Source organism: Burkholderia sp. AU15512, assembly GCF_002223325.1.
In the GTDB taxonomy this organism is placed as follows: Bacteria; Pseudomonadota; Gammaproteobacteria; order Burkholderiales; family Burkholderiaceae; genus Burkholderia.
The window spans coordinates 370287-395011 of sequence record NZ_NKEX01000008.1; the positions used below are offsets into that span (position 1 = coordinate 370287).

A 24725-nucleotide genomic window follows, 5' to 3' on the forward strand; every position below is an offset into this window, starting at 1 on the left:
CATCCTGCGTCCGAATCGATATCGTTGACGGCACGCAATTCTGCTCGGGATCGGTCCCATGCGCCACAGGGTTCACCCTGATACGCGCGCCGGTGCGACCCGGTGCAGCGGGCGTCGGTGGCACCCCTGCCGCCGCAGCCGGCCTGGCGCGTGCCGGCCGGCCAGGTCGGCGGTGTCCGCCGACGTTACCTGGACAGGTGCGGCCCGTATGTCCGTTTCGATCATCTTTTCGGCCGCCCGAATCATTTTCAAAGTGCGCCGCGCGGGCGATAGTCGCCGATCAGGCGATGGTCCGCGCTTCTCCGGCGTGCAGGCCGTCGTGCGAACGGCGCGGCCGGCGCGCCGTCCCCCGTGGAGTGAGACATGACGAAGAGACACTGGACCGGGTCGTATGGCTCGATCCCCGCCGAGATCGATCCCGATCGCTTTCCTTCCGTAAGCGCGTTGCTGGACGACGCAATGCGCCGATTCGCCGGTCGCCCGGCGTTCCACTCGTATGGCCGCACGCTGACCTATGGCGACGTCGATCGCCTGTCGACCGCGCTGGCCGCCTATCTGCAGCAGGTCGTGGGCGTGCGCAAGGGCGATCGCGTGGCCGTGATGCTGCCGAACGTGCTCGCGTTTGCGGTCGCGTTCGTCGCGGTCGCGAAGATCGGTGCGATCCAGGTCAACGTGAACCCGCTCTACACGGCGCGCGAGCTCGAGCATCAGCTCAACGACGCGGGTGTCGAGGTCGCGCTGGTGTGTGGCGGGTCGATGGGCACGTTCGCCGAGGTGGTCGGCGGCACGCGCGTGCGTACCGTGCTGAGCGTCGGGCGTGGTGATCTCGGCGTCGTCGATGCGCCGGCCGGGACATGCGACGCGCTGCCGCCCGGTTCGATCCCGCTCGCGGATGCGATTGCCGCCGGCGAATCGCTCGCGCTCGAGCCGGTTGCGCTCGGCGGCGCGGACCTGCTGCTGCTGCAGTACACGGGCGGCACGACCGGCTTGTCGAAGGGCGCGGCGCTGTCGCACCGCAACCTCGTCGCGAACATCGAGCAGTTCGGGGCGATCGTGCCGGCCGCGCGCGTGCCGGGCGAGGAGGTCGTCGTCACGGCGATCCCGATGTATCACATCTTCGCGCTGACGGTGAACTTCCTGTCCTACTTCGCGATCGGCGCGCAGAACTGGCTGATCGCGAACCCGCGCGACATGGACGGCTTCATCGACGTGCTGAAGGCCGCGCGGCCGACGGTGTTCGTCGGCGTGAACACGCTGTACGCGGGGCTCGCCGGCCATCCGCGCCTGACGGAAGTCGACTGGTCGCGGCTGAAGCTGTCGGCCGGCGGCGGCGCGGCCGTGATCGACGTGATCTCGTCGCGCTGGAAGGCGGTGACGGGCAACTTCATCCGCGAGGGCTACGGGCTGTCGGAAACGTCGCCGGTCGTGTCGTTCAACCCGCAGTCGATCGACTCGTTCACGGGCACCACCGGCCTGCCGCTGCCGTCGACCGACGTGAAGCTGCTCGACGACCAGGACAACGAGGTGGCGATCGGCGGCGCGGGCGAGATCTGCGTGAAGGGGCCGCAGGTGATGGGCGGCTACTGGCGGAAACCGGACGCGAACGCGGCCGCGTTCACGGCCGACGGCTATTTCCGCACCGGCGACGTCGGCGTGTTCGACGAAGCCGGGTTCCTGCGGATCGTCGACCGCAAGAAGGACATGATCATCGTGTCGGGCTTCAACGTGTACCCGAACGAGGTGGAAGCGGTCGCGACCGCCGTGCCGGGCGTGGCCGAATGCGCGTGCATCGGCGTGCCGGACGCGCGCACGGGCGAGGCGGTGAAACTGTTCGTGGTGCTGGCGCAGGACGCCGACGTGACGGAGGAGCAACTCGTCGCGCATTGCCGCGAGAGCCTCGCGGCCTACAAGGTGCCGAAGCTGATTCGCTTCGTCGACCGGCTGCCGAAGTCGACCGTCGGCAAGATCCTGCGCCGGGAACTCAGCCGCACCGACTAATGGCGTCGGCGCGCCGCGCAGCGCCCGGCGCGCCGACGGCCCGGAAGGCTCCGCGCGGGCCGCTCAAGTACAATGCGAGCGGTTCGATCGACGGGGACGCGATGACCGGTTCAGATTCACTTTCCGCCCAGCCCGGGCCCGCACCCGGGCGGGCGCTGCCGTCGCCGAGCGCGACGGTGCCGATCTCGCTCGTCAACGGCTTCCTCGCGAGCGCGGCCGTGCAGCGCGACGTGGTCGAGCGCTACCTGGGCGGGGCCGGCATCCCGATCGAGCTGCTCGGCGAACCGCATGCGCGCGTGACGGAGGAACAGTTCTCGACGCTGTACCGCACGCTCGCGATCGAACTCGACGACGAGATGCCCGGCATCTTCTCGCGCCCGCTGCGCGGCGGCACGCTGAAGTACCTGTGCCTGAGCCTGCTCGACGCGCGCAACCTCGAAACGGCGCTGCATCGTTTCGGGCAATTCTTCCATATCCTGCTCGACGATTTCTTCGTCGAATCGAAGCGCGACGGCCTCGTCGCGCAAACGGTGCTGCGCCCGAACGACGCCATCGGCCCGATCGGCGCGCTCGGCCAGGAACTGATGCTCAAGCTCGTGCACGGCGTGTGCTCCTGGCTGATCGGGCAAAAGATTCCGCTGCTGCAGATCGAGTTCGCGTGCCCGCGGCCGCGCCATGCGGTCGAGCACCTGTACTTCTTCACCGGCGCCGTGCAGTTCGACTGCGAGCGCACGCTGATGCGCTTCAGCGCGGATTACCTCGACGCGCCGATCCGGCAGAGCAAGCGCAACTTGCGCAAGTTCCTCGCGCGCGCACCGGGAGACTGGATCTTCGAATCGTTCAGCGAACAACTCGTGTGCCATCGCGTGCGGCAGTACCTGTCGGAAGCGTTGCCCGCCCTGCCGGTGATCGACCAGGCGGCCGAGCACCTGCATTGCTCGGTGCGCACGCTGAGCCGCCACCTGGCCGCCGAAGGGACGACGTTCCAGGCGCTCAAGGACGAACTGCGGCGCGACATCGCGATCCAGCGGCTGACCGATACGCCCGACACGATCGCGGCGATCGGCGCCGACATCGGCTTCGACGATCCGAGCGCGTTCCATCGCGCGTTCCGGCACTGGACAGGGAGCACGCCGGGCACTTACCGGCGGCGCGCGTAGCACGTAGCGCGTCATGCATCGCTTCAAGGTAGCCGGTTCCCATAACCGGATACCTTCGCGCGCTCCCATGGACGGCTCCCCTGGGCGGGCGGTTTACGAATCGGCGGGACAGGCAGGGCGGCCGTTGCCGACGCTGCGCACCGTGCTCGCGATCCGCGTGGCGAACTGCTCGATCATGCGCTGTTGCACCCGCACCATGTCCGCGTAGCCGCCGGGTGCCGCCTCGTTGAGCCGCGTGCTGCACGAAATGCGCGTGCCCGGCGTGCCCGGCGTGCCCGGCGTGTCCTGCTGCACGCCGACGACCCAATCCGCTTCGAACTGGGCCATGCTGCCGGGCCACGCATCGAAGCGGCGCACCTGCGTGCGGATGCTCATGACGATCTGGTTCGACGGACGCGGCAGGCCGGTGACGTTGCGCGCGCCCAGCTGCTCGACGAGCGCCGACGAAAGCGCCGCGCGCAGCTCGTCGCCGAGCGGCGCGACCCAGCGTTCGTTGTCGAGTATCCGCGCGGCGCCGGTCCCGCTGCGCACGACCATCTGCTGCTGATCGAGCTGGGCGGGGATGCCGACCGGCAACACGTTGATCGCCAGCGGCGCGGCGGCGCGCGCGGTGGTCGACGTTGCCGTTGTCGTCGCGGACGTGGCCGGCGAGACCAGCGTGTAGTAATGCACCGGGTTCGACGCGCAGGCGGTCAGCGCGATGACGGCGCCGGCGCCCAGGGCGATCGTCCTGGCGCGAATCGGGAAGCTCATGGTTGTCGTGGCTCCTGCTGGACAGGCGAGGTGGAAGGGGCGACCGGCGCGATCGGCGCATGATCGGCGCCGGTGCCCCGGAGCAGCGCGTCGGGACGGCGGCCCAGCATGTCGGTGAGCGTGCGCAACGAGCGCGCTGTGCGCTGGACTTCGGTCAGCGTGTTCGTGAGGTTTTCCTGAAGCGGGCCGTCCTCGGCGATGCCCTGGCGCAACGCGCCGAACGTCTGGTTCGCCTGGTCGAGCGCGCGCGTCGTCGACGGCAGCACCTGGCCGTTGACCTGCCTGAGCGTCGCGTCCAGGTTCGTCAGGCTCGAATCGACATGCTTGCCGATCGACGCCAGCGGCAGCTTGTTGATCTTGTCGACGATGTCGGCGAGCTGCTCCGGCAGCTTGTCGAACGTACTCGGCACGGTGGGCAAGGTCAGCGGCGTGGCATTCGCATCGAACGGCACCTTCGGCGCGTTCTTCACGAAATCGAACGAAATGTAGAGCTGCTCCGTCAGCAGGTTGCCGGTACGCGCCTGCGCACGGAGCCCATGCTCGACCAGGCCCGCGAGAAACTGGGCCGCGCGCGGATTGCCGTTGCCTTCGGTCTTCTGCAGCTTCTCGATGACGGGGCCGAGCCGATACGGATAGACCTTGACCATGACGACGGACTGGAAGCGCCGGGTGCTACGGTCGAAGTCGAGCTGGGTCGACACCACCTTGCCCATGTTGACGCCGGAGAATTCCACCGGCGCCCCGACTGCGAGCCCGCGCAACGGCTGCGCGAAACGGAGTCGAATGAGTTGGGATGGGCCGTCCGGGGCCGCCATCGCGGACGTTTCGTTGTCGGCGAGCGTAAACAGGTGGTTTGCACGGGCCGCCGCCGCATCGCTGTCTTCCGGCGTCGCGAACGCGATGCCGCCGCCCACGATCGTCGCGACCGACTGGGTCTTCAGCTTCAGGCCGTTCGCGTCGAGCGACAGATCCATCCCGCTCGCGTTCCAGAAGCGCGTATCGGTCGTCACCAGCCGATCGTACGGCGCATCGATGAACACCTGCAGGTTCATGTCGCGGCGCTGCATGTCGAGCTTGTACGACGCGACGTGGCCGACCATCAGGTGGCGGTAATAGACCGGCGAGCCGATATCGAGCGAGCCGAGATCGGTGGCGCGCAGCGCGAAGCTCGTCCCCGGCATGCCGTTGATGACGGTGGGCGGCGTCTCGAGCCCGGTGTAGGCCTTGCGCGATTGCGTCGAGCCGCCCGTGTCCATGCCGATATAGGCGCCGGAGAACAGCGTATCGATGCCCGATACGCCGCTCATGCCGACGCGCGGGCGCACGACCCAGAAGCGCGTGTCGTCGCGAATGAGGTTGCGCGCATTCTTCACGAACGAGACCGTCGCGACGACGTGCGAACTGTCGTCGCTCAGCGAGATGGCGGTCACGGTGCCGATCACGACGTCCTTGTACTTGACGGGCGTCTTGCCGGCTTCGAGGCCTTGCGCGGTGTTGAACGTGATCGTGATTTCCGGTCCGACGGACAACCACGCGTGGATCACCATCGACAGGCCGATCAATGCCGCGACGAGCGGCACGAGCCAGACGAGCGACAGCCGCAGGCGGTTGCGCGTCACGGGCGGGTCGTGGGGTTCGAGGCCTTGCGGGCCGGATGGAGGATTCATGCTTCTTCGGCGTCCCAAATGAGGCGTGGGTCAAAACTCATCGCTGACAGCATCGTGAGAATGACGACCATGCCGAAAAACAAAATGCCGGCGCGCGGCTCGATCTCGGACAGCGGACCGAACTTCACCAGCGCACAGATGATCGCGACGACCAGCACGTCGAGCATCGACCAGTAGCCGACCAGCTCGACCGCGCGATACAGCACGGCCCGCTCGCGCATGGCCGACACGCTGCGCCGGCCCGTCGTGACGAGCAACATGCCGAGCGCGAGAAACTTCGTGCACGGCACGACGACGCTCGCGATGAAGATCACCGACGCGATGCCGTACGAGCCGGCTTTCCAGAACACCACGACGCCGCTGAGAATCGTCGATTCGCTATGGCTGCCGAGCAGCGTGGTGCGCATCACCGGCAACAGGTTGGCCGGGAGATAGAAGATCAGGCTGGCGATCAGCAGCGCCCACGCGCGCATGAGGCTGTCCGGGCGACGCGCGTGCAGCGCCGACCCGCAGCGCGGGCAGCGTGCCGCTTCGGCGCCACGCGCGTGCACATCCTGCGCGGCGCAGGCATGGGTCCGGCAGACGAGGCCGCACGCATGGCACCCGACCATGCCCATCTGACTGGCGCGCACGGGCAGGCTCACGAGCGGCCTCCGGCGGGTTCCACCGGCACGACCCAGTCCCACAGCTGGCGCGCATCGTGGCCCGCGATCAGCGGGATCAGCACCATCAGCACGGCCGTGGCCCACAAGCCCGCGCCGGGAATGATCTGCATGATGCTGGACAGCTTGATGATGGCGATCAGGATGCCGAGCAATCCGACCTCGATCATGCTCCACGGCCGCAGCGCGACGAGCAGCCGCATCAGCGGGCCAAACGCGGGCGCGCGATGCCCGGCGCGGGCAAACGCCAGCAACCAGATCAGCGTGGCGATCTGCAGGAACGGCACCACCACGATGGCGAGCGCCGTCGGAATCGCGATCGGCGCGGCGTAGCCTTTGGCCAGCGCGAGCGCGGATTGCCACAGCGTGGCTTCGCTGTGCAGCCCCTGCACGCTGATCCGCATGATCGGGCAGAGGTTGGCGATGGCAAACACCACGCCTGCCGCCATCGCCAGCGCGAGCCACCGGTCGATATCGAGCCAGCTCGAGCGAAACAGCACGGCCGAACAGCGCTCGCACCGCGCGACCTCGTGCGGCGCCAGCGCGCGGCGTCGGTAGACGCTGTCGCAATGCTCGCAGGCGATCAGGGCTGGAAACGTGTCCATGGGTTCGTGTTGCTCGCGCATGCGGTCTCGGTGATGGGCTTCGCAGTGTGCTTCGCGTCGATGGACGCTTTGGTGCGGTTTGATGGAGAAATGATGGAGGCGGAGCGGGCTTGAAGGCGTTGCGTCTCCATCGATGGCGATCGCCTCATGCCTTGGCGGAAATGGCGCGGAGTTCCTCGAGATCGAGGTCGCGCGTCAGTTCGTGCAGCGTGTGCTCGTCGATGTCGCCGGCGCGGTAGAGGCGCATGAGCTCGGCCCGTCCCGCCGCGATCAGTTCCAGCACGGTGTCCGAACGCGCCAGGAGGTGGGGCTTGTATTCGTCGGCGTGCCGCGCGTAGCGGGCCATGTCCTCGGCCTTGTGCCGGTGAATGTCCAGGAGCATCGGGTGAACGAGTTCGCCTGCCGCGTTGTAGGCCCGTTTTGCCATCAACTCGTACTGCACCTTGGCGATCACGGCCTGCGCCTCGCTCATGCTCAGGCGAGGCTGGTCGCTTTCCGGCGCCGCGAGCCCGGTCCAGCGGATCACGGCGCCGAGCGATTGCCCCTGCACCAGCACGGTGGCGAGGATGACGGCGATGGCGGTGACGAGGATGAAATCGCGCCCCGGAAAACTCTCCGGCAGGCTGGCGGCGAGCGCCAGGGTGATCACCCCGCGCATCCCGGCCCAGCTCAATACCGTGGCATCGGCCAGCCCGAGCGGATGGAAGCGGGTCACGCCCAGCTTGCGCAGCACGATGAGCGCGCCGTCCGACACATACACCCACGCAAACCGCGCGAGGATGACGGCCAGCACGACGATCAGCACCGGCACGCCCATCTCCGCGAGCATCGAGTCGAGCCCGTCGCCCCGCTGGATCAACTCATGCAGCGAGGATCCGATGATCAGGAACACGAACGCCTCGAGAATGAAGATCGTGACGGACCAGAAGCCGGTGCCGTACAGGCGTGCCGACGCGCCGAGCACGCGGTGCTGGAACCAGGCGCAGATGAGCCCCGTCGTCACCGTGGCGATCACCCCCGACACGTGGAAGCGCTCGGCCAGCAGATAGGAGCCCCACGCACACAGCGGGCCGGCGGCGATGATCAGGCTGTCTTCGTCGAGATGGCGCATCAGGATCACCCAGGCGCCTCCCACGAACGCGCCGACCAGTACGCCGCCCAGCGCCAGCAGGGCGAAGCTGCCGAGGGCTTCGGCCGGACTGAACAGGCCCGTCACGCCCGCGGCCACCGCGAAGCGGAACAGCACGAGGCCCGTTGCGTCGTTGAACAGGCTCTCGCCCTCCAGGAGGATCAGGAGGCGGCGCGGCAGTTTCACCTGCTGCAGCGCGGCGCGGGCCGACACCGCATCCGGCGGCGCGACCAGCGCGCCCAGGGCCGCGCAGGCCGCCCAGGGCAGGGCGGGCACGAGCCAGTGGGCGACGAGGGCCACCACGGTCGTGGTGAAGAGCACCGCCCCGATCGCCAACGCGCCGACGCCCAGCATGTGCCGGCGCAGATGGTCGAGCGAGATGCCCAGCGCGCTGTCCATCAGCAACGGCGGCAGGAAAATCACCAGCACCAGTTCCGGATCGATATGCACCTCGGGCAGGCCGGGCAGAAAGGCGATGAAACCGCCGCCGATGATCAGCGCGACGGCAGGGGGCAGCCCGAGCTTGTGCCCGACGTAGTGCAAGACAAGGATCGCCAGGAGCAGCGCGATCATCAATTCGAAAATAGCCATGGTGAGGGTTCTGTAGTCGGCGCTTCAGCGCTTCAGCGCTTCGGTGGTGAGTGGCCCATGAGCGCTTCGGCCGGATGGAAGGCGCACTGAGCGGCCCGGTTTCCAGGAGCCGGAGAGCGTCGGCGCCCGGCCGGGAGCGGGAAGGGCGTCACGTCTATGTCGTGATCCGCGCAAAGTCGATGCAGGCGATGTGAATCGCGAGAATCATCGCGGACGCGTTCGTCGGCCGGCCATTTCGCGCGCTTGGCCGAAATATCTCGTCGCCCGGGGTGATGGGCACCCCGCTCATCGCGCATATCCCTGCCCGTCTGGCGAATCCTTTGTGCCAGTTTTGATAGCCGTAATGTCCGCCCGTCGAATCCCGCCACGAAAGCACCACCGTGCTGGACGTCGGTCGATCCAGGATGTCGATCGTCGCGCTGCATCTCGATCGATCGCCCGAAGTCACCTTTCTGCGTGAATCGATCACGCCATCCTTGCGCTGCCGGTTGATGCGCGCGCCGTCGCTGCATGCGTTGAGCGAGTGCATCATGTGGCGCCAGCGTTCCTCCGGTTCGATTGCGTCGATCGGAATCGACGTTACGCGGCCGATCCGGGCATCGTCGCTGCTTTCCCGTTCGCGAGCATCGCCATCGATCGACGAAGAGACATTGCCCTGATTGCTCATTTCGACCCTCGCTGCGCGCATGCGGTTGATCAGATCTCTGGAAAAGGCGTTTTTCCGATAACGATTCGAAAACAACGGAACCGCAGCGTGGCACGCCGGCATGCAATGCGCGTCGGCCTGTTGCTACGAGCCCGTTCTGCGCGCCAGTCTGACGAGATCGACGATCGTCGCGACCAGCGCGGCCAGCAATACGGCTGCCAGCATCGGATAGCTCGGCGTCTCCCGGATCATCACCGCGATCGGGTTGCCGGTCGCCGGAGACGACACGGCCAGGATCAGGCCGTAGGCGACGAACCATCCGGTCGCGATCGTCAGCACGACAGCAACCATCAGGAGTCCGACGATCCGCGCCCCGCGCCGCCGCGATCCGTGACGCGCATTCACTGCGTGCTGCGCAGCCGGTAGCCGACCCCGCGCATCACCTCCGGCATCCCGGACGCGCCCGCGCATTCGAGCTTCTTGCGCAGCCGGCTGATGTGGCTGTCGACGGTGCGCTCCAGCGCATCGACGTCGGCGAGGCAGGCGTCGATCAGTTCGCTGCGCGTGAACACGCGGTTCGGCGAGCCGGCCAGGTGCGCGAGCAGCCGGAATTCGGTCAACGTCAGCGAGACGCCGGTTGCTCCGGTGTCGGTGCGAACCGTGGTCAGATAGCTTTGCGTGTCGATTTCAAGGTTGCCGACCTTGATGAAGCGCCCGGACGTGGCCGTTTCGAAACGACGCAGGATCGCGCGGATGCGCGCGACCACCTCGGCCGGATTGAACGGCTTCGTGATGTAGTCGTCCGCGCCGAAACGCAGCCCCTGCAAGCGATCGATCTCGCGGTCGAGCGCCGTGATGATGACGATCGGCGTGTCGCTGCGGCGGCGCAGTTCGACCAGGACTTCCCAGCCGTCCTTCTTCGGCATCCTGACGTCGAGCAGGATCAGGTCGGGCTTCAGGACGGGCTCCACGTCGAGCACGGCCTGGCCGTGATCGACGCGGTAGGTGCGAAAGCCGTCGTGGGCGAGGTACGCGTCGAGTATGTCGGCGATCTCCGGATCGTCTTCGGCAATGAGTATCAGAGGGTTCATCGGGTTCACTGGAAGTGAGCGTGTCCTTGGGCGGGCCGGCGGCGCGGCACGTGCGCCGCCGGACTTCACCGTGCTTTCGGTCGTCGCGGACGGCTGGGCGACGGCCCATTGCTCAGTTTTTTGCCACGCTGTTGGCGGGGGGCACGTCGGTGTCGGTCAGCCCGCCACCGAGCGCCTTGTAGAGCGCGACCGCGTTGCCCAGTTCGGCGTTGCGCAGATCCAGCAACGTCTGGCGCGCGGCATACAGCTGGCGCTGCGAGTCGAGCAGTTCCAGCCGATCCTCGATGCCGGCGCGATAGCGCAGGTTCACGAGATCGGTACGGCGCTCGGCGCTCTTGACGACCTTGGTCTGCGCGTCGATCTGGCGGCTGAAGGTCTCGCGCCCGGCGAGGCCGTCGGCCACTTCGCGGAACGCGGTCTGGATCGAGCGTTCATACTCGACGACCGCGCTGGACTTGCGCACTTCCGCGAGATTCAGCTCGGAACGCAGCCGGCCGCCCTGGAAGATCGGCAGCGTGACCTGCGGCGCGAAACTCCACACGCGCTGGCCGCCGTCGAACAGGCTGCCCAGCCCCGGGCTGAGGAAGCCGATCGACGACGTCAGCGACAGGCGCGGGAAGAATGCCGCGCGCGCCGCGCCGATGTCGGCGTTGGCGGCGACGAGATTCTGCTCGGCCTGCTGGATGTCCGGCCGGCGGTACAGCAGTTCCGACGGCAGTCCGGCCGGCAGCTTGGTCATCACCGGCTGGCGTTCCAGCGACAGCGGATCGGGCAGGTTCTTCGGCAGGTCGGTGCCGACCAGCAGCCGCAGCGCGTTGCCCGCCTGCTCGACGGCGCGCGAACGCGCCTCGAGATCGGCGCTGGCGCTCGCGACCTGGCCTTCGGCCTGTGCGATGTCGACGCCGCTCGCCTGGTCGGCGAGCTTCAGGCGGCGCGCGAGGTCGAGCGACTGGCGCCAGTCGTTCAGCGTGCGTTCCGACAGCGCGCGCTGCTCTTGCGCGAGGCGCTCGGCGAAATACGCGTTGGCCACGGAGCCGACGAGCGCGATCTGCACCGCCCGGCGGCCGTGATCGGTCGCGAGGTAGCGCGCGAACGCGGCATCCGACAGCGACTTCACGCGGCCGAACAGGTCGATCTCGAACGCGCTGAGACCGATGTTCACGCCGTACTGGTTCTGCGTGTTCTCGAGCAGCGGCGGGTTCGATTGCGAGTCGGCGGCCGTGCGCTGACGCGTGAAGCTTGCGCCGGCGCCGATCGACGGCAGGCGCGCGGAACGCTGGATGCCGTACTGCGCTTCGGCAGCCTGGACGTTCAGCGCGGCCAGGCGCAGGTCGCGGTTGTTCTCGAGCGCCAGCTCGATCAGGCGCTGCAGGCGACGGTCGCCGAACATCGAGCGCCAGCCGAGATCGGCCGCGTTCGCGTGCTGGTCGGCCGCGACAGCGGTCGTATAGGCGGTCGGCACCGGCATTTCGGGCTTGACCAGCTTCGGCGCCATCGAGCACGCCGACAGCGCGAGCGCGGCGCAAACCGCTGCGGAAAGAATGAGTAGTCGCATGGCATCAACCTTCATGTTCGTGGGTCACGGCGGCGGGCTTCTTGCCGGATGCGCGCCAGGCCGAGATGCGTTCCTGGATGCTCATCACGAACACGTAGAAAACCGGAACGAAGAAAATGGCCAGCACGGTGGCGGTCACCATGCCGCCGAACACGCCGGTGCCGATCGCGTGCTGCGTCTCGGCGCTGGCGCCGGTCGCGATCATCAGCGGGACGACGCCGAGGCCGAACGCGAGCGAGGTCATCAGGATCGGGCGCAGACGCAGCTTGGACGCCTGCACGGCCGACTCGATCAGCCCCATGCCTTCCTCGCGCAACTGCTTCGCGACTTCCACGATCAGGATCGCGTTCTTCGCCGACAGTCCGATCACGGTGATCATCCCGACCTTGAAGAACACGTCGTTCGGCATCCCGCGCAACATCACCGCGGCGAGCGCGCCGATCAGGCCGAGCGGCACCACCAGCATCACCGACAGCGGAATCGCCCAGCTCTCGTAGAGCGCCGCGAGCACCAGGAACACGACGACCATCGACAGCGCCATCAGCATCGGCGCCTGCGAAGCCGACTCACGCTCCTGCAGCGACTGGCCGGTCCACGCGACCGTGAAGCCCGGCGGCAACTGCGCGGCCAGATGCTCCATCTCGGCCATCGCCGCGCCGCTGGAGTAGCCGGGGGCCGAGCCGCCCGAGATCCGTGCGGACGGGTAACCCTGGAAGCGCACCAGTTGCAGCGGGGTTTCCGACCAGACCGGACGCACCACTTCGGACAGCGGCACCATGCCGCCGGTCGCGTTGCGCACGTAGAGCTTCATCACGTTCTCGATCTGCATGCGGGCCGGCGCATCCGCCTGGATGATCACCTGCTGCATGCGGCCCGCGTTCGGGAAGTCGTTCACGTAGGTCGAACCCATCGCGGCCGACAGCGTGTCGCTGATGGTCGTGAACGACACGCCGAGCGCTTCGGCCTTGTCGCGGTCGATGTCCAGCTTCACGCTCGTGCCGGCCGGCAGGCTGTCCGGATAGACGCCGGTCACCACCTTGCTTTGCGCGGCCAGTTCGAGCAGCTTGGCTTCAGCCGCCTTGAGTGCCGCGTAGCCCTGGTTCGCGCGATCCTGCAGGCGCATCGTGAAGCCCGAGCTGGTGCCCAGCCCGTCGATCGCCGGCGGCAACAGGCTCATGACCGTGCCTTCCGTCACGCCGCCCATCGCGGCCTGCGCGCGCATCGCTTCGTCCATCGCGTTTGCCCCGTCGCGCTTGTCCCAGTCCTTGAGCACCGCGTAGTTCAGCGCCGCGTTGGAGCCGAGGCCCGAGAAGCCGTAGCCGATGATGGAGATGCTCGACTCGATGCCCGGACGCGACGCGAGATGCTTCTCGAGGGTCTTGACCACGTCGCCCGTGCGCTCGACGGTCGAATCCGACGGGAGCAGGAAGCCGGTCATGAAGTAGCCCTGGTCTTCCTCGGGCAGGAACGACGACGGCAGCATGCGGAAGCCGAACACCAGCGCGGTGGAGATCGCGACGAACAGCAGCATCACGCGGCCCGTGCGGCCGACCAGCTTGCCGACGCGCGTTTCGTACCAGCTCGTCATGCGGTCGAAGCGGCGGTTGAACCAGCCGAAGAAGCCGCGCTTCTCGTGGTGGCCATGCTCGACCGGCTTGAGCATCGTCGCGCACAGGGCCGGCGTCAGCGTCAGCGCGAGCAGGGCCGAGAACATGATCGACACGGCCATCGACATCGTGAACTGCTGGTAAATCACGCCGACCGAACCGCTCGACATCGCCATCGGCAGGAACACGGCCGTCAGCACCAGCGTGATGCCGATGATCGCGCCGGTGATTTCCTTCATGGCCTTGATCGTCGCGTCCTTCGGCGACAGGCCTTCTTCCACCATCAGGCGTTCGACGTTCTCCACGACGACGATCGCATCGTCGACGATGATGCCGATCGCGAGCACCATGCCGAACATCGTCAGCACGTTGATCGAGAAGCCCGTCATCAGCATGACCGTGAAGGTGCCGAGCATCGCCACCGGCGCGACGATCGCCGGGATCAGCGTGTAGCGCACGTTCTGCAGGAACAGGTACATCACCAGGAACACGAGCACCATCGCTTCGATCAGCGTGTGAATCACCTTCTCGATCGAGATCTTCACGAACGGCGCGGTATCGAACGGGATCGAGTAGGTCATGCCGGACGGCATCGTCTTGGCGATCATGTCCAGTTGCTCGCGCACGGCCTCGGCGGTCTTCACCGCGTTGGCGCCCGGCGCCAGCTGCACGCCGGCGAAGGTCGCGGGTTTGCCGTTCTCGCTGTTGACGAAGGTGAACGACTGCGGGCCGAGCTCGACCCGCGCGACGTCGCCGAGCACGACCTTCGAGCCGTTCGCGTTCGCGCGCAGCACGATCTTCGCGAACTGCTCGGGCGACGTGAGCTGGCCTTGCGCGGTGAGCGGTACCGTGACGCGCTGGCCCGGCAGCGCGGGCGCCGCACCGAGGCTGCCCGGGGCGATCTGCACGTTCTGCTGGGCGACGGCCGTCGTCAGGTCGTTCATCGACAGGCCGTAGGTGATCAGCTTCTGCGGATCGACCCAGATGCGCATCGCCTGTTCGGAGCCGAACAGCTGCACCTTGCCGACGCCTTCGACACGGCGCAGGTCCTCGACGACGTTGCGCGCCATGTAGTCGGCCAGCGCGTTTTCGTCATAGCGGCCGCTGTCCGACTTCAGGCCGACGAACAACAGGAAGCCGGTGGAGGCGGACTCGACGATCACGCCGTTTTGCCGCACGACGGGCGGCAGGCGCGGCTCGACCGACTTGAGCTTGTTCTGCACCTCGACCTGCGCCATCGCCGAATCGGTGCCGGGCTTGAAGGTCGCGGTGATCTTCGCCTGGCCGGACGTATCCGACGCCGATTCGAAGTACAGCAGGTTGCGGACGCCGGACAGCTCGCGCTCGATGAGGCTCAGCACGCTGTCGGTCATCGTCTGCGGCGTGGCGCCCGGGTAGGTGGCGGTAATGGTGACGGTCGGCGGCGCGACCGACGGATAGCGCGCAACCGGCAGTTCGGGGATGGCGATCAGGCCCAGCAGGATGATGAAGAGGGCGATCACCCACGCGAAGACCGGGCGCCGGATGAAGAATTGGGACATGACTGGATGCTCCCCGTGACTCAGTGCGACGAAGCGGTCTTGACCGCTTCAGGCGCCTTCCAGGCGGTCGCCGTCACGGGCGCACCGTCGCTCAGGCGCTCCATGCCTTCGACGACGACCTTCTGGCCCGCCTGCAGACCCGACTTGATCCGATAGCTGCGGTTCGTCAGCTCGCCCACTTCGATGGCCTTCAGGTGTGCCTGGCTCTTTGCGTCGAGCACCCAGACCTGCGGCTTGCCGCCCGCGCGGACGATCGCCTGTTGCGGCACGGTCAGTGCATTCTCGAAGTGCCCACGCGGGATGCGGGCACGCACGTACATGCCCGGCAGCAGCTCGCGCTTCGGGTTGTCGACCAGCACGCGCAGCAGCACGTCGCCGGTGCCCGGGTCGACGTTGACGCCCGAGAACAGCATGCGGCCCTTCACGTCGTAGCGCGAGTCGTCGTCGCGCAGCACGTCGACCGGCAGCCCGTTGCCCGCGGTGTCCGGCTGGGCCGCGAGCGCGCCGCGCAGCGCTTCGAGCGACGCGGCCGGCTGGCGCACGTCCACATAGACCTGGTCGATCTGCTGGATGCGTGCCATCGGCTGGCTGTCGCTGCTCGCGACGAGCGCACCCTCGGTCACGAGGGCCTGGTCGATGCGGCCCGTGATCGGCGCTTCGACGGTCGCGAACTTCAGGTCGAGCTGGCGGCGGGCGAGCGTCGCGCGCGCCTGCGCGACGTCGGCGGCAGCCTGGTCGCGTTGCGACACCGAGTCGTCGTACACCTGGCGGCTGATCGCGTCGGCCTCGACCAGCGGCTTCAGACGGGTGGTCTGCACCTTGGCCCGCGCGAGCGCGGCTTCCGCGCGTTGCAGGGCCGCCGCGGCCGTGTCCATGTCGGCCTTGAACGGCGCCGGGTTGATCTGGAACAGCGGCTGGCCGGCACGGACTTCCGTGCCCTGCTCGAACAGCCGCCGCTGCACGATGCCGCTGACCTGCGGCCGGATCTCGGCGATCCGGACAGCCGCGACGCGGCCCGGCAGGTCTTCGGTCAGGTCGAGGGGGGCGCCTGCCAGCGTCATCGCCGCAACCGGGGTGGCCGGCGCGGCGGCCTGCTGTTCGGTGGGCCCGCAGCCCGCCAGCATCGCCGCCACCAGTGCGCACACGGCGCCGTAGCAGGCTCGTTTCTGATTTTTCATGTGGACTCCATGGGACGCAGGCACCCAGTGGCCCGCATTTTCGGATCGAAGTGTGCGTGCGCCCGATGGAGTTTTTTGTGCGGAAAGATGGAGGTTCGATGGAGGGCGTGAAGGATTCGCGGAAGGGCGATTCGCAGGCGGGGCGGGCCGGAAGATGATGGGCGCCGGGGCGGCTTGGCGCTATCCGGATGCGGGGTGGGCGGCGCGCGAGTCCCGGAATGACGCAATCGTCTGATGAAATGCCGGTGGCTGTGTGTGCCATCGGCATGCCCCGGCCGGCGCCCGGGGGATGCCATTGCGAGGTTCGCGTCGGTGGAGGCGGCGCGGGATGGATCAGGGCCGGCGCACCTCCCGTTCCGCTGCTGCGGCGGCCGGGGGCGCGAGGCGGCGAGGCGGCGGCCCGGCGCACAAGGCGCGTCGACCGCTCGCCGGGAGGTTTACCGCGGGTCGGTGTCGACGGTGCGCTGCGTGGTGGACGGCAGGTCCTTCCGGCTCGATGCCGCCGCGCGTACCGATGCAGGGCGGTCGGGCCAGCGCAACGCGAACGACGTGCCGCCGCGCGCGGTTGGGCGACACGATGCTTCGCCGTCGTGCGCCTGCGCAATGGCCGCCACCACGGCGAGCCCCAGGCCGCTGCCGCCCTTCTGGTCGGAATGCGTATCGTCCACGCGCCGGAAGGCATCGAAGATCCGGGCTGCGCAATCGGCGGGGATGCCCGGACCTTCGTCTTCGACCACCAGCTGGCACGTACCGTTTTCGACCCGCGTGTGAATGCGGATCGCACCGGGCACCGCGTAGCGCCGTGCATTCTCCAGCAGCGCGAGCAGCGCCTGGCGCATCCGGAACGCGTCGCAGCGCACGGGCCGCGTATCGAGATCGAGCACCATGTATTGACCGGCCGCGGCCAGCGAATCCTCGAACATCTCGACGACCGCCTTGACGTGCATCGCCAGGTCGGTCTCCTGGATACTGACGCTCAGGTGCCCGCTTTCGGCGAGGCTGATCACGCGCAGATCCTCGATCAGGCGCGTCAATCCTTCCGCCTGGGTCAACAGGCTTCGGAACAGCGCCTCGCCCGGCTGGAAGACGCCTTCGGCCAGCCCCTGCAACCGCCCGCGCAGGACCGTGACCGGCGTCCGCAGTTCGTGCGCGATCGCGGCATTCCAGAATGCCTGCTCGTCCGTCATGCGCTGCAGCTGGGCGGCGAGCGCATTGAAGTCGTCCGCGATCAGCGCGGCTTCGTGAATCGATCGATCGCCGGCGACGGCGCGCGCGGTCAGGTCGCCCCTGGCGACGCGACGAATGCTGTCCGCGACCGAGTTGAGCGGCACGAGGATCCGATGCGCGAGCCGGGCCGACACGACAATGGCGAGTATCAGGCCGATCAGCAGCGTGATACCCAGGCATATCCACTCGGGGTTGGACGGAATCCAGCTTGCCTGGTGGCAAAACTCGCTCCAGTGCCGGAGCATCACGTAGTAAAAAACATAGGTCATCAGCACGACGATCAGCATGATGCCGAGCGCCAGCTCCGCCATCGACACCGCAATCTTGCGGCCCAGCCCACCGAGTTTCATTTCGTGCTCCCAAGCGTGGTGTTGCGTCGATTCACGACGGGACAGTCGTGCGGTTGGATGGCCGTGGCGTCAAGGGAGGGGTGTGATCGAGGCGGGCGAGCGGTATGCCTCGGTGCGTCGAGGTTTCCCGCGGCAGGTGTGTCGGAGGTGCGATGTGGCTCGAGACCGGAAAAGGCCGGGCTTGCATCGACGGGATCGTTCCCGGCCGACAGGGACAGCGGCCGGACAGCGCGATGTGTGCGGGACGGTATGCGTTCTTCAATCATGGTGTCCGCTTGGGATTCTGCTATTCACTTCATCGAATCGCAATATTACCGCACGTAATTGGCCATCGGATGACACGATGATTCGGTGTACGTTGGAACGCGCGCGGCGAGATCGTCGTTTTTCCGCTGCCGTTGGGGGTGGGTAAGTTCGGCTTGAAGTTGCAGCGCCGGTCTATCCGCCCGTAAATGGAGTCGCGGCAGCGTGCACCTTCGCCACCCGGATACACTGACGCCTTCGCCGTATCCGTCGCGGCAGCGTGGGCCGTCGGCTGCGGATTCGTGGAGAGATCACCCATGAGCATCGTCGTTCGTCGAAACCGGATCGCCAGCCGATTAGGCCGGGTGCTCATCTCGGGCGCGTTGATCGCTTCCGTCGTCGGCTGTGCCGCGACGGCGGTCGACGACACGTCCATCGCGCCGGATCTGCATGAAACCGTCGTCAAGGTCCCGGTCGACGAGGGGGCGAGCACGCGGGACATCGTCGCCACCACCTACATGCCGGATGGCCCCGGACCCTTTCCGCTGATCGTGCTGAGCCACGGCAGCCCGCCCGATCCGCGCGACCGGCCGAAGGTGCGCCGCTATCGCGCATTGCCGCAGATCCGGACGTTCGTGAAGCTCGGCTTCGCGGTCATCGTGCCGATCCGCCGCGGGTACGGGGCGACGGGCGGGGTCGATGAAGAGGATGCCGGTTCGTGCCGGCATCCGGATTACCTTGCTGCGGGGCAGCAGGCCGCGCGCGATGTGCTCGCGGCCGTGCGGTATGCGCAGACGTTGCCGCAGGTGGATCGAAACCGTGTCGTGCTGGTCGGGCAATCGGCGGGTGGTTTTGCTTCGCTGGCGGCGGCGAGCTACGCGCCGCAGGGGGTGGTCGCGGTGGTGAACTTCTCGGGTGGGCGTGGCGGGAACCCGACGACTCATCCCGGCATGCCGTGCGATCCGAAGCAGATGGCCGACACGATCGGGCATTTCGCGAGCACGACACGGGTGCCGGTGCTGTGGCATTACGTGCAGAACGACAAGTATTTCGCGCCTGAAGTCGTGGCGACCTGGTTTGCCGCGTTTCAGGGGGCGGGTGGGCGCGGGCAGATGGTTGTTGAACCGCCGTTTGGCAAGAACGGGCACGGGATGTTTGCGGTCACGGAGGCGATACCCATTTGGTTGCCGCACTTTGAGGCGTTTGTGGGGCCGTTGGTTGTGGTGAAGTAGGGGGCTGATTCGGGGGCGGTCGAATCGGGTCGCAGGGAGCGGGCACTTGCCTGTTGTGATCGTCGGCCGCAGGTCGAACGGTGGAGCGCGCTTGCGGGTCGTGGTTGCTGGCAGATTCGCATGGTCAAGTGGACCTTTCCCGCGTGATGAGGACACTAACGTTCCCGTGCGTCTGCGAGCGGTACTTCAATGACCGGTAGTGCCTGTCCTTTGCTTGAAAGGGCCCCGGTCAGAAAGATGAGCCGAGGCCCGCGCTACAGGGTGTTGCAGCGGCCGTTGCCGGCCCGAAACAGGCATCCCCCGCGCCAGACCGAATGACCCAAGCTCACTCGTCGACGGCCGACTGCATCGCCACGTTCAAGAACATCGCCGAATGATTTCGAGGTCCTCAACACGCTCGACGGAGTAGTGTCCGTCGCGGCTGTCAATGTGATACACATCGACCTTCATCGGCGTTCCAAAACGGACTGCTACCTCATAATTTTCCCCGGATTTGGGGGTGAAGCGAAAGGCGCTGTCGTATTGGTCTCGTCCCGGAAGGGCAACGCGCAGCGTCAGCAAGTGATCGGCTTGCATCCTGAGTTCGAAGTAACTTTGGTCGATATATTTATCGGCGATCGGCATTCCCAGCCTCGGCTGTTGTCGATGCGTCGAAAAGAGAATGATCGTGTGATCGTCTTTGAAACGAATACCCGCCACGCCAATGGGTTCGCCGCCCAGCGGATCGCTCGGCACGTAGCAACCCGGCAACGGAGGGGGTTGATAGAGGTAGAACGTACCTTCGCCGATTTCACGGAAGCGAACGTTTGCAGTCGGCACGCCTGGCGGTGGCATGTAGTTTGTTGTTACACACCCTGTCACCGACAAGGAGAATGCAAACATCGCCAATCGAGTCACGAGTTTCGCCGCCGATGCTTTAACTTTCATTGGTGCGCAACCTCGTGTTTTACCTCTACCGTGCCGCTATAAGCATTGGGGATCGCCCACCGTTTGCCGGTTTGTGCCGTGAGAATCATCCGATCGGATTCTGACGAAGCCGAGTAGAGGATGAAGAATCGTGCGCCGGAAGGGACGATGAAGTAGGCTTGTCTGTAGTGGCCCTTCACGAAGGTCGATCCGTCGGTGCTCTCGAATGACTCGACGTTGCTGACAACGCGCTTGTCGGCATCGAGGAACATGACATACGGCTTCAGCACCGTTGCCAGCGGCAACCACGAACTCGAAAACCATGTGCGGACGCGCAAAGTGGTTGCCGTGGACTGTTGATCCAGGGAGAAGGGAGCATAGACGCCAAGGCCGTCTGGAAATCGAGCCACCGGAGAAGTGCTCGCGTCGAAGTCAATCGTCTTTGCATCGTTCAGTGCAAGTGGTTGATAAGACATCTCTGCGTAGCTCTTCACGCCGATCCGTGATTCAGCCAAAGGCGTAGCCACAAGTTGCCGGGTTGCACATCCACTAAGCGCCGCACAAATTAGCCCGATTCCAATCCAGAATTGCCGTTTCACGTCGTTCCCGAAACTCGATTTCCCAATAGATCCCTGATTACGGCAATCGGAGGCGATTCTTTAGTTCAAACGCGTGGATGAGCAATGTCCACCGCAAACAGGCCGGAACTCGGTGTCCGATGGCCGACGCAGACCGGACGTCTCACTATCTCGGCGTACGTGTCGCCTTGGGCGGCAAGCGACCGCCATTGCGGCAATCCAGCCGCGGCTGCCACTCGGATAGCCCCGGCCGGGTATGTCGATTGCTCGCCGATACATCGGAAGAATAAAACCCACCCCCGCCCAAACCCCCACCCAGCCAGCCTTCCCCCGCCCGACCCCCCAATCCCGTGGCCGATTTTGTCACCACATGGGCCGGATATGACAATAAGAATCGCCCGGCCTAGGATTACGATGCCTCACGTCGTCGCCCGGGCCTGAGCCGTTTTTCCCGCCTCTCGCCCGAGAGCGCCCCTCATAAAACGTCTGATTGGAACATCGACCATGAGCTATCACGCCCCCGTCAAGGACATGCTGTTCGTGCTGAAGGAACTGGCCGGCATCGACGCCGTTGCGCAGTTGCCGGGCTTCGAGGATGCCGGTTACGACACGGCGCAGGCCGTGCTCGACGAATCCGCGAAGTTCTGCGGCGAGGTGCTGGCCCCGCTGAACGTCGAAGGCGACCGCAACCCGAGCAGCTGGAAAGACGGCGTCGTGACCGCAACGCCGGGCTTCGGCGAAGCATTCCGCCAGTTCGTCGAAGGCGGCTGGCAGGGGCTGCAGCACCCGTCCGAATACGACGGCCAGGGGCTGCCGAAGCTGATCGCGACGCCGTGCATCGAGATGCTGAACGCATCGAACCTGTCGTTCGCGCTCTGTCCGCTCCTGACCGACGGCGCGATCGAAGCGCTGCTGACGGCCGGCACCGACGAGCAGAAGCAACGCTACGTGCCGAAGCTGATCTCGGGCGAATGGACCGGCACGATGAACCTGACCGAGCCGCAGGCCGGCTCCGACCTCGCACTGGTGCGCTCGCGCGCCGAGCCGCAGGGCGACGGCACGTACAAGGTGTTCGGCACGAAGATCTTCATCACGTGGGGCGAGCACGACATGGCGGACAACATCGTCCACCTGGTGCTGGCGCGCACGCCGAACGCGCCGGAAGGCGTGAAGGGCATCTCGCTGTTCATCGTGCCGAAGTTCATGGTCAACGACGACGGCTCGCTCGGCGCACGCAACGACGTGCACTGCGTGTCGATCGAGCACAAGCTCGGGATCAAGGCGAGCCCGACGGCGGTGCTGCAGTACGGCGACCACGGCGGCGCGATCGGCTACCTGGTCGGCGAGGAAAACCGCGGCCTCGAATACATGTTCATCATGATGAACGCGGCGCGCTTCGGCGTCGGGATGCAGGGGATCGGCGTGGCCGATCGTGCGTACCAGAAGGCCGCGGAATTCGCGAAGGAACGCGTGCAGAGCCGCCCGGTGGACGGTTCGGCCAAGCAGTCGGTGACGATCATCCATCACCCGGACGTGCGCCGCATGCTCGGCACGATGCGCGCGCTGACCGAAGGCGCACGGGCGCTGGCCTACGTGGCCGCCGCGCACAGCGACATTGCCCACCGCCATTCGGACGAGGCGACGCGGTCGCGTCATCAGGCAATCTACGAGTATCTGGTGCCGGTGGTGAAGGGCTGGAGCACGGAGATGGTGAACGACGTGGCGAGCCTGGGCGTGCAGGTGCACGGCGGGATGGGCTTCATCGAGGAGACGGGTGCAGCGCAGTATTACCGCGATGCCCGTATCCTGGCGATCTACGAAGGCACGACGGCGATCCAGGCGAACGACCTGGTGGGCCGCAAGACGATGCGCGACGGCGGCGCCGTGGCGAAGGCGCTGATCGCGGAGATCGGCGACACGGTGGCGGCGCTGGGCAAGCTGGACGGCGCGGCGGCTGCGTCGGTGAAGGCGCAGCTGGAGAAGGGCGCGAAGGCGCTGTCGTCGGTGGTCGATTACGTGGTGGCGAACGTGAAGCAGGATCCGAACGCGGTGTTCGCGGGCAGCGTGCCGTACCTGAAGCTGGCGGGCGTGGTGCTGTGCGGGTGGCAGATGGGCCGCGCGCTGGTGGCGGCGCACGCGAACCGCGCGAGCGACCCGGCGTTCTTCGATGCGAAGATCGCGGTCGCGCAATGCTATGCGGAGCACGTGCTGGTGCAGGCAGGCGCATTCGAAGCGTCGATCGTCGGCACGAAGGGCAACGAGGGCGTGCTCGCGTTGACGGAAGATCAGTTCTGACCGGCTGACGGTCGGGACGCAGGAGGAGACAGGATTTTGACCACACAGGACTTGCTCGCGCAGTACGGCCCGCGCGAATCGATGGAATACGACGTCGTAATCGTCGGCGGCGGCCCCGCCGGGCTGTCGGCGGCGATCCGGCTCAAGCAGCTGGCCGCCGAGAAAGGCACCGAGATCGGCGTGTGCGTGCTCGAGAAGGGTTCCGAGATCGGCGCGCACATCCTGTCGGGCGCGGTGATGGACCCGCGCGCGATCAACGAGCTGTTCCCCGACTGGAAGGAGCGCGGTGCACCGCTCGACGTCGAGGTGACGGAAGACCGCTTCCTGTTCCTGTCCGAGAAGAGCGCGGTCACCACGCCGAACTGGGCGCTGCCCGCGAACTTCCAGAACCACGGCAACTACGTGATTTCACTGGGCAACGTCACGCGCTGGCTTGGACAGCAGGCCGAGGCGCTGGGCGTCGAGATCTTTCCGGGCTTCCCGGCCGCGGAGATTCTCTACAACGACGACGGCTCGGTCAAAGGCGTCGCCACCGGCAACATGGGCGTGGGCAAGGACGGCGAGCCGACCGAGAACTTCCAGCTCGGCATGGAACTGCATGCGAAGTACACGCTGTTCGCCGAAGGCTGCCGCGGCCATCTGGGCCGCCAGCTGATCTCGAAGTTCAAGCTCGACGCAAACGCGGATCCGCAGGCCTACGGGATCGGCATCAAGGAACTGTGGGAAATCGACCCGGCCAAGCACAAGCCGGGCCTCGTGATCCACACGGCCGGCTGGCCGCTGAAGTCGGATACCTACGGCGGCTCGTTCCTGTATCACATGGACAACAACCAGGTCGTGGTCGGCTTCGTGGTCGGCCTCGGCTACACGAACCCGTACCTGTCGCCGTTCGAGGAATTCCAGCGCTACAAGACGCACCCGTCGATCCGTGCGTTCCTGGAAGGCGGCAAGCGCGTGTCGTACGGCGCGCGCGCGATCACGGCCGGCGGACTGCTGTCGCTGCCGAAGACGGTGTTCCCGGGCGGCGCGCTGATCGGCGACGACGCGGGCTTCCTGAACGCATCGCGGATCAAGGGCAGCCACGCGGCGATCAAGACCGGCATGCTGGCCGCCGACGCCGCATTCGACGCGGTGCAGGCCGGCCGCCAGTCGGACGAGCTCAACGCGTACCCGGACGCCTTCAAGCAGTCGTGGCTGTACACGGAGCTGTACCGCGCGCGCAACTTCAAGCAGTGGATGGCGAAGGGGCTGTACCTCGGCACGCTGATGGTCGGGCTCGAGCAGAAGGTGATGGGCGGCAACGTGCCGTGGACGCTGCATCACAAGCATGCGGACCACGAGATGCTGAAGCCGGCGTCGCAATGCCAGCCGATCGAGTATCCGAAGCCGGACGGCAAGCTGACGTTCGATCGCCTCTCGTCGGTGTTCATCTCGAACACGAACCACGAGGAGAACCAGCCGGCGCACCTGACGCTGAAGGATGCGAACGTGCCGGTGAACGTGAACCTGCGCACCTACGCGGGGCCGGAGGGGCGTTTCTGCCCGGCGGCCGTGTATGAGTTCGTGAAGAACGACGACGGCAGCGATCGACTGGTGATCAACGCGCAGAACTGCGTTCACTGCAAGACCTGCGACATCAAGGACCCGACGCAGAACATCGTGTGGGTCACGCCGGAAGGCGGTGGCGGGCCGAATTACCCGAACATGTAAC

19 protein-coding genes are annotated in these 24725 nt (G+C 66.6%); 5 read left to right on the plus strand and 14 right to left on the minus strand.

Features of this window, described 5'->3' with window-relative positions:
- Positions 1-363 precede the first annotated feature (363 nt).
- Both CFB43_RS33900 and CFB43_RS33905 read left to right on the plus strand, forming a co-directional pair.
- Positions 364-1998, plus strand: a complete 1635-nt coding sequence (locus CFB43_RS33900) for an AMP-binding protein (protein WP_089498491.1) — start codon at positions 364-366, stop codon at positions 1996-1998.
- Positions 1998-3158 carry an AraC family transcriptional regulator gene (locus CFB43_RS33905; RefSeq protein ID WP_089498492.1) on the plus strand — a complete coding sequence of 387 codons (1161 nt, stop codon included), beginning with the start codon at positions 1998-2000 and terminating at the stop codon, positions 3156-3158. The genes CFB43_RS33900 and CFB43_RS33905 overlap by 1 nt, the downstream gene beginning before the upstream one ends.
- A gap of 93 nt (positions 3159-3251) precedes the next feature.
- Here the strand turns inward: CFB43_RS33905 and CFB43_RS33910 are convergent, their stop codons facing one another.
- The 12 genes from CFB43_RS33910 to CFB43_RS33965 all read right to left on the minus strand — a co-directional run bounded on the left by CFB43_RS33910 (position 3252) and on the right by CFB43_RS33965 (position 17760).
- Positions 3252-3911 (minus strand): PqiC family protein, encoded by a 660-nt coding sequence (locus CFB43_RS33910; protein ID WP_089498493.1) that lies wholly within the window; start codon positions 3909-3911, stop codon positions 3252-3254.
- Entirely contained in the window at positions 3908-5578 is a 1671-nt protein-coding gene (locus tag CFB43_RS33915; RefSeq protein ID WP_089498494.1) for a PqiB family protein, read from the minus strand. The genes CFB43_RS33910 and CFB43_RS33915 overlap by 4 nt, the downstream gene beginning before the upstream one ends.
- The gene (locus CFB43_RS33920) at positions 5575-6222 is read right to left on the minus strand and encodes a paraquat-inducible protein A (protein WP_089498495.1); all 648 of its coding nucleotides are present in this window, start codon (positions 6220-6222) and stop codon (positions 5575-5577) included. Before CFB43_RS33920 ends, CFB43_RS33915 begins: the two co-directional genes overlap by 4 nt.
- Entirely contained in the window at positions 6219-6866 is a 648-nt protein-coding gene (locus CFB43_RS33925) for a paraquat-inducible protein A (protein WP_089498496.1), read from the minus strand. The genes CFB43_RS33920 and CFB43_RS33925 overlap by 4 nt, the downstream gene beginning before the upstream one ends.
- Before the next feature lie 124 nt (positions 6867-6990).
- Positions 6991-8565, minus strand: coding sequence for a Na+/H+ antiporter (locus tag CFB43_RS33930; RefSeq protein WP_089498497.1), 1575 nt, complete (start codon positions 8563-8565; stop codon positions 6991-6993).
- A 154-nt stretch (positions 8566-8719) separates the two neighbouring features.
- Positions 8720-9232 (minus strand): DUF3331 domain-containing protein, encoded by a 513-nt coding sequence (locus CFB43_RS33935; RefSeq protein WP_179254965.1) that lies wholly within the window; start codon positions 9230-9232, stop codon positions 8720-8722.
- A gap of 123 nt (positions 9233-9355) precedes the next feature.
- Positions 9356-9562 (minus strand): hypothetical protein, encoded by a 207-nt coding sequence (locus CFB43_RS33940; protein ID WP_089498499.1) that lies wholly within the window; start codon positions 9560-9562, stop codon positions 9356-9358.
- Positions 9563-9612: 50 nt separating this feature from the next.
- A complete protein-coding gene (locus CFB43_RS33945; protein ID WP_089463835.1) occupies positions 9613-10302 on the minus strand; it encodes a response regulator in 690 nt (229 codons plus the stop codon).
- A 112-nt stretch (positions 10303-10414) separates the two neighbouring features.
- Positions 10415-11857 carry an efflux transporter outer membrane subunit gene (locus tag CFB43_RS33950; RefSeq protein ID WP_089498500.1) on the minus strand — a complete coding sequence of 481 codons (1443 nt, stop codon included), beginning with the start codon at positions 11855-11857 and terminating at the stop codon, positions 10415-10417.
- Positions 11858-11861: 4 nt separating this feature from the next.
- The gene (locus CFB43_RS33955) at positions 11862-15005 is read right to left on the minus strand and encodes a multidrug efflux RND transporter permease subunit (protein ID WP_089498501.1); all 3144 of its coding nucleotides are present in this window, start codon (positions 15003-15005) and stop codon (positions 11862-11864) included.
- 20 nt (positions 15006-15025) lie between these two features.
- Entirely contained in the window at positions 15026-16183 is a 1158-nt protein-coding gene (locus CFB43_RS33960; protein ID WP_089498502.1) for an efflux RND transporter periplasmic adaptor subunit, read from the minus strand.
- 437 nt (positions 16184-16620) lie between these two features.
- The gene (locus CFB43_RS33965) at positions 16621-17760 is read right to left on the minus strand and encodes an ATP-binding protein (protein ID WP_089498503.1); all 1140 of its coding nucleotides are present in this window, start codon (positions 17758-17760) and stop codon (positions 16621-16623) included.
- A 560-nt stretch (positions 17761-18320) separates the two neighbouring features.
- Here CFB43_RS33965 and CFB43_RS33970 point away from each other — a divergent pair.
- Positions 18321-19235 carry an alpha/beta hydrolase family protein gene (locus CFB43_RS33970; protein WP_179254966.1) on the plus strand — a complete coding sequence of 305 codons (915 nt, stop codon included), beginning with the start codon at positions 18321-18323 and terminating at the stop codon, positions 19233-19235.
- Positions 19236-19592: 357 nt separating this feature from the next.
- Here CFB43_RS33970 and CFB43_RS38180 read toward each other — a convergent pair whose 3' ends face one another.
- Positions 19593-20162: a hypothetical protein gene (locus tag CFB43_RS38180; RefSeq protein ID WP_144023161.1), complete on the minus strand. Its 570-nt coding sequence runs from the start codon at positions 20160-20162 to the stop codon at positions 19593-19595.
- Complete coding sequence (locus CFB43_RS38185) at positions 20159-20635, minus strand: hypothetical protein (protein WP_144023162.1); 477 nt, start codon at positions 20633-20635, stop codon at positions 20159-20161. Before CFB43_RS38185 ends, CFB43_RS38180 begins: the two co-directional genes overlap by 4 nt.
- 588 nt (positions 20636-21223) lie before the next feature.
- Here CFB43_RS38185 and CFB43_RS33985 point away from each other — a divergent pair.
- Positions 21224-23014 (plus strand): acyl-CoA dehydrogenase, encoded by a 1791-nt coding sequence (locus tag CFB43_RS33985; protein ID WP_089498507.1) that lies wholly within the window; start codon positions 21224-21226, stop codon positions 23012-23014.
- 81 nt (positions 23015-23095) lie between these two features.
- Positions 23096-24724, plus strand: a complete 1629-nt coding sequence (locus CFB43_RS33990; RefSeq protein WP_373452577.1) for an electron transfer flavoprotein-ubiquinone oxidoreductase — start codon at positions 23096-23098, stop codon at positions 24722-24724.
- Position 24725: the final 1 nt, after the last annotated feature.

What these genes read in the sequence shown, in the direction of transcription:
- CFB43_RS33900 (WP_089498491.1), top strand. Translation starts at nt 364, where the DNA reads ATGACGAAGAGACACTGGACCGGGTCGTATGGCTCGATCCCCGCCGAG.
- CFB43_RS33905 (WP_089498492.1), top strand. Translation starts at nt 1,998, where the DNA reads ATGGCGTCGGCGCGCCGCGCAGCGCCCGGCGCGCCGACGGCCCGGAAG.
- CFB43_RS33910 (WP_089498493.1), bottom strand. Translation starts at nt 3,911, where the DNA reads ATGAGCTTCCCGATTCGCGCCAGGACGATCGCCCTGGGCGCCGGCGCC.
- CFB43_RS33915 (WP_089498494.1), bottom strand. Translation starts at nt 5,578, where the DNA reads ATGAATCCTCCATCCGGCCCGCAAGGCCTCGAACCCCACGACCCGCCC.
- CFB43_RS33925 (WP_089498496.1), bottom strand. Translation starts at nt 6,866, where the DNA reads ATGCGCGAGCAACACGAACCCATGGACACGTTTCCAGCCCTGATCGCC.
- CFB43_RS33930 (WP_089498497.1), bottom strand. Translation starts at nt 8,565, where the DNA reads ATGGCTATTTTCGAATTGATGATCGCGCTGCTCCTGGCGATCCTTGTC.
- CFB43_RS33935 (WP_179254965.1), bottom strand. Translation starts at nt 9,232, where the DNA reads ATGAGCAATCAGGGCAATGTCTCTTCGTCGATCGATGGCGATGCTCGC.
- CFB43_RS33940 (WP_089498499.1), bottom strand. Translation starts at nt 9,562, where the DNA reads ATGGTTGCTGTCGTGCTGACGATCGCGACCGGATGGTTCGTCGCCTAC.
- CFB43_RS33945 (WP_089463835.1), bottom strand. Translation starts at nt 10,302, where the DNA reads ATGAACCCTCTGATACTCATTGCCGAAGACGATCCGGAGATCGCCGAC.
- CFB43_RS33950 (WP_089498500.1), bottom strand. Translation starts at nt 11,857, where the DNA reads ATGCGACTACTCATTCTTTCCGCAGCGGTTTGCGCCGCGCTCGCGCTG.
- CFB43_RS33955 (WP_089498501.1), bottom strand. Translation starts at nt 15,005, where the DNA reads ATGTCCCAATTCTTCATCCGGCGCCCGGTCTTCGCGTGGGTGATCGCC.
- CFB43_RS33960 (WP_089498502.1), bottom strand. Translation starts at nt 16,183, where the DNA reads ATGAAAAATCAGAAACGAGCCTGCTACGGCGCCGTGTGCGCACTGGTG.
- CFB43_RS33965 (WP_089498503.1), bottom strand. Translation starts at nt 17,760, where the DNA reads ATGAAACTCGGTGGGCTGGGCCGCAAGATTGCGGTGTCGATGGCGGAG.
- CFB43_RS33970 (WP_179254966.1), top strand. Translation starts at nt 18,321, where the DNA reads ATGAGCATCGTCGTTCGTCGAAACCGGATCGCCAGCCGATTAGGCCGG.
- CFB43_RS38180 (WP_144023161.1), bottom strand. Translation starts at nt 20,162, where the DNA reads ATGAAAGTTAAAGCATCGGCGGCGAAACTCGTGACTCGATTGGCGATG.
- CFB43_RS33985 (WP_089498507.1), top strand. Translation starts at nt 21,224, where the DNA reads ATGAGCTATCACGCCCCCGTCAAGGACATGCTGTTCGTGCTGAAGGAA.
- CFB43_RS33990 (WP_373452577.1), top strand. Translation starts at nt 23,096, where the DNA reads ATGGAATACGACGTCGTAATCGTCGGCGGCGGCCCCGCCGGGCTGTCG.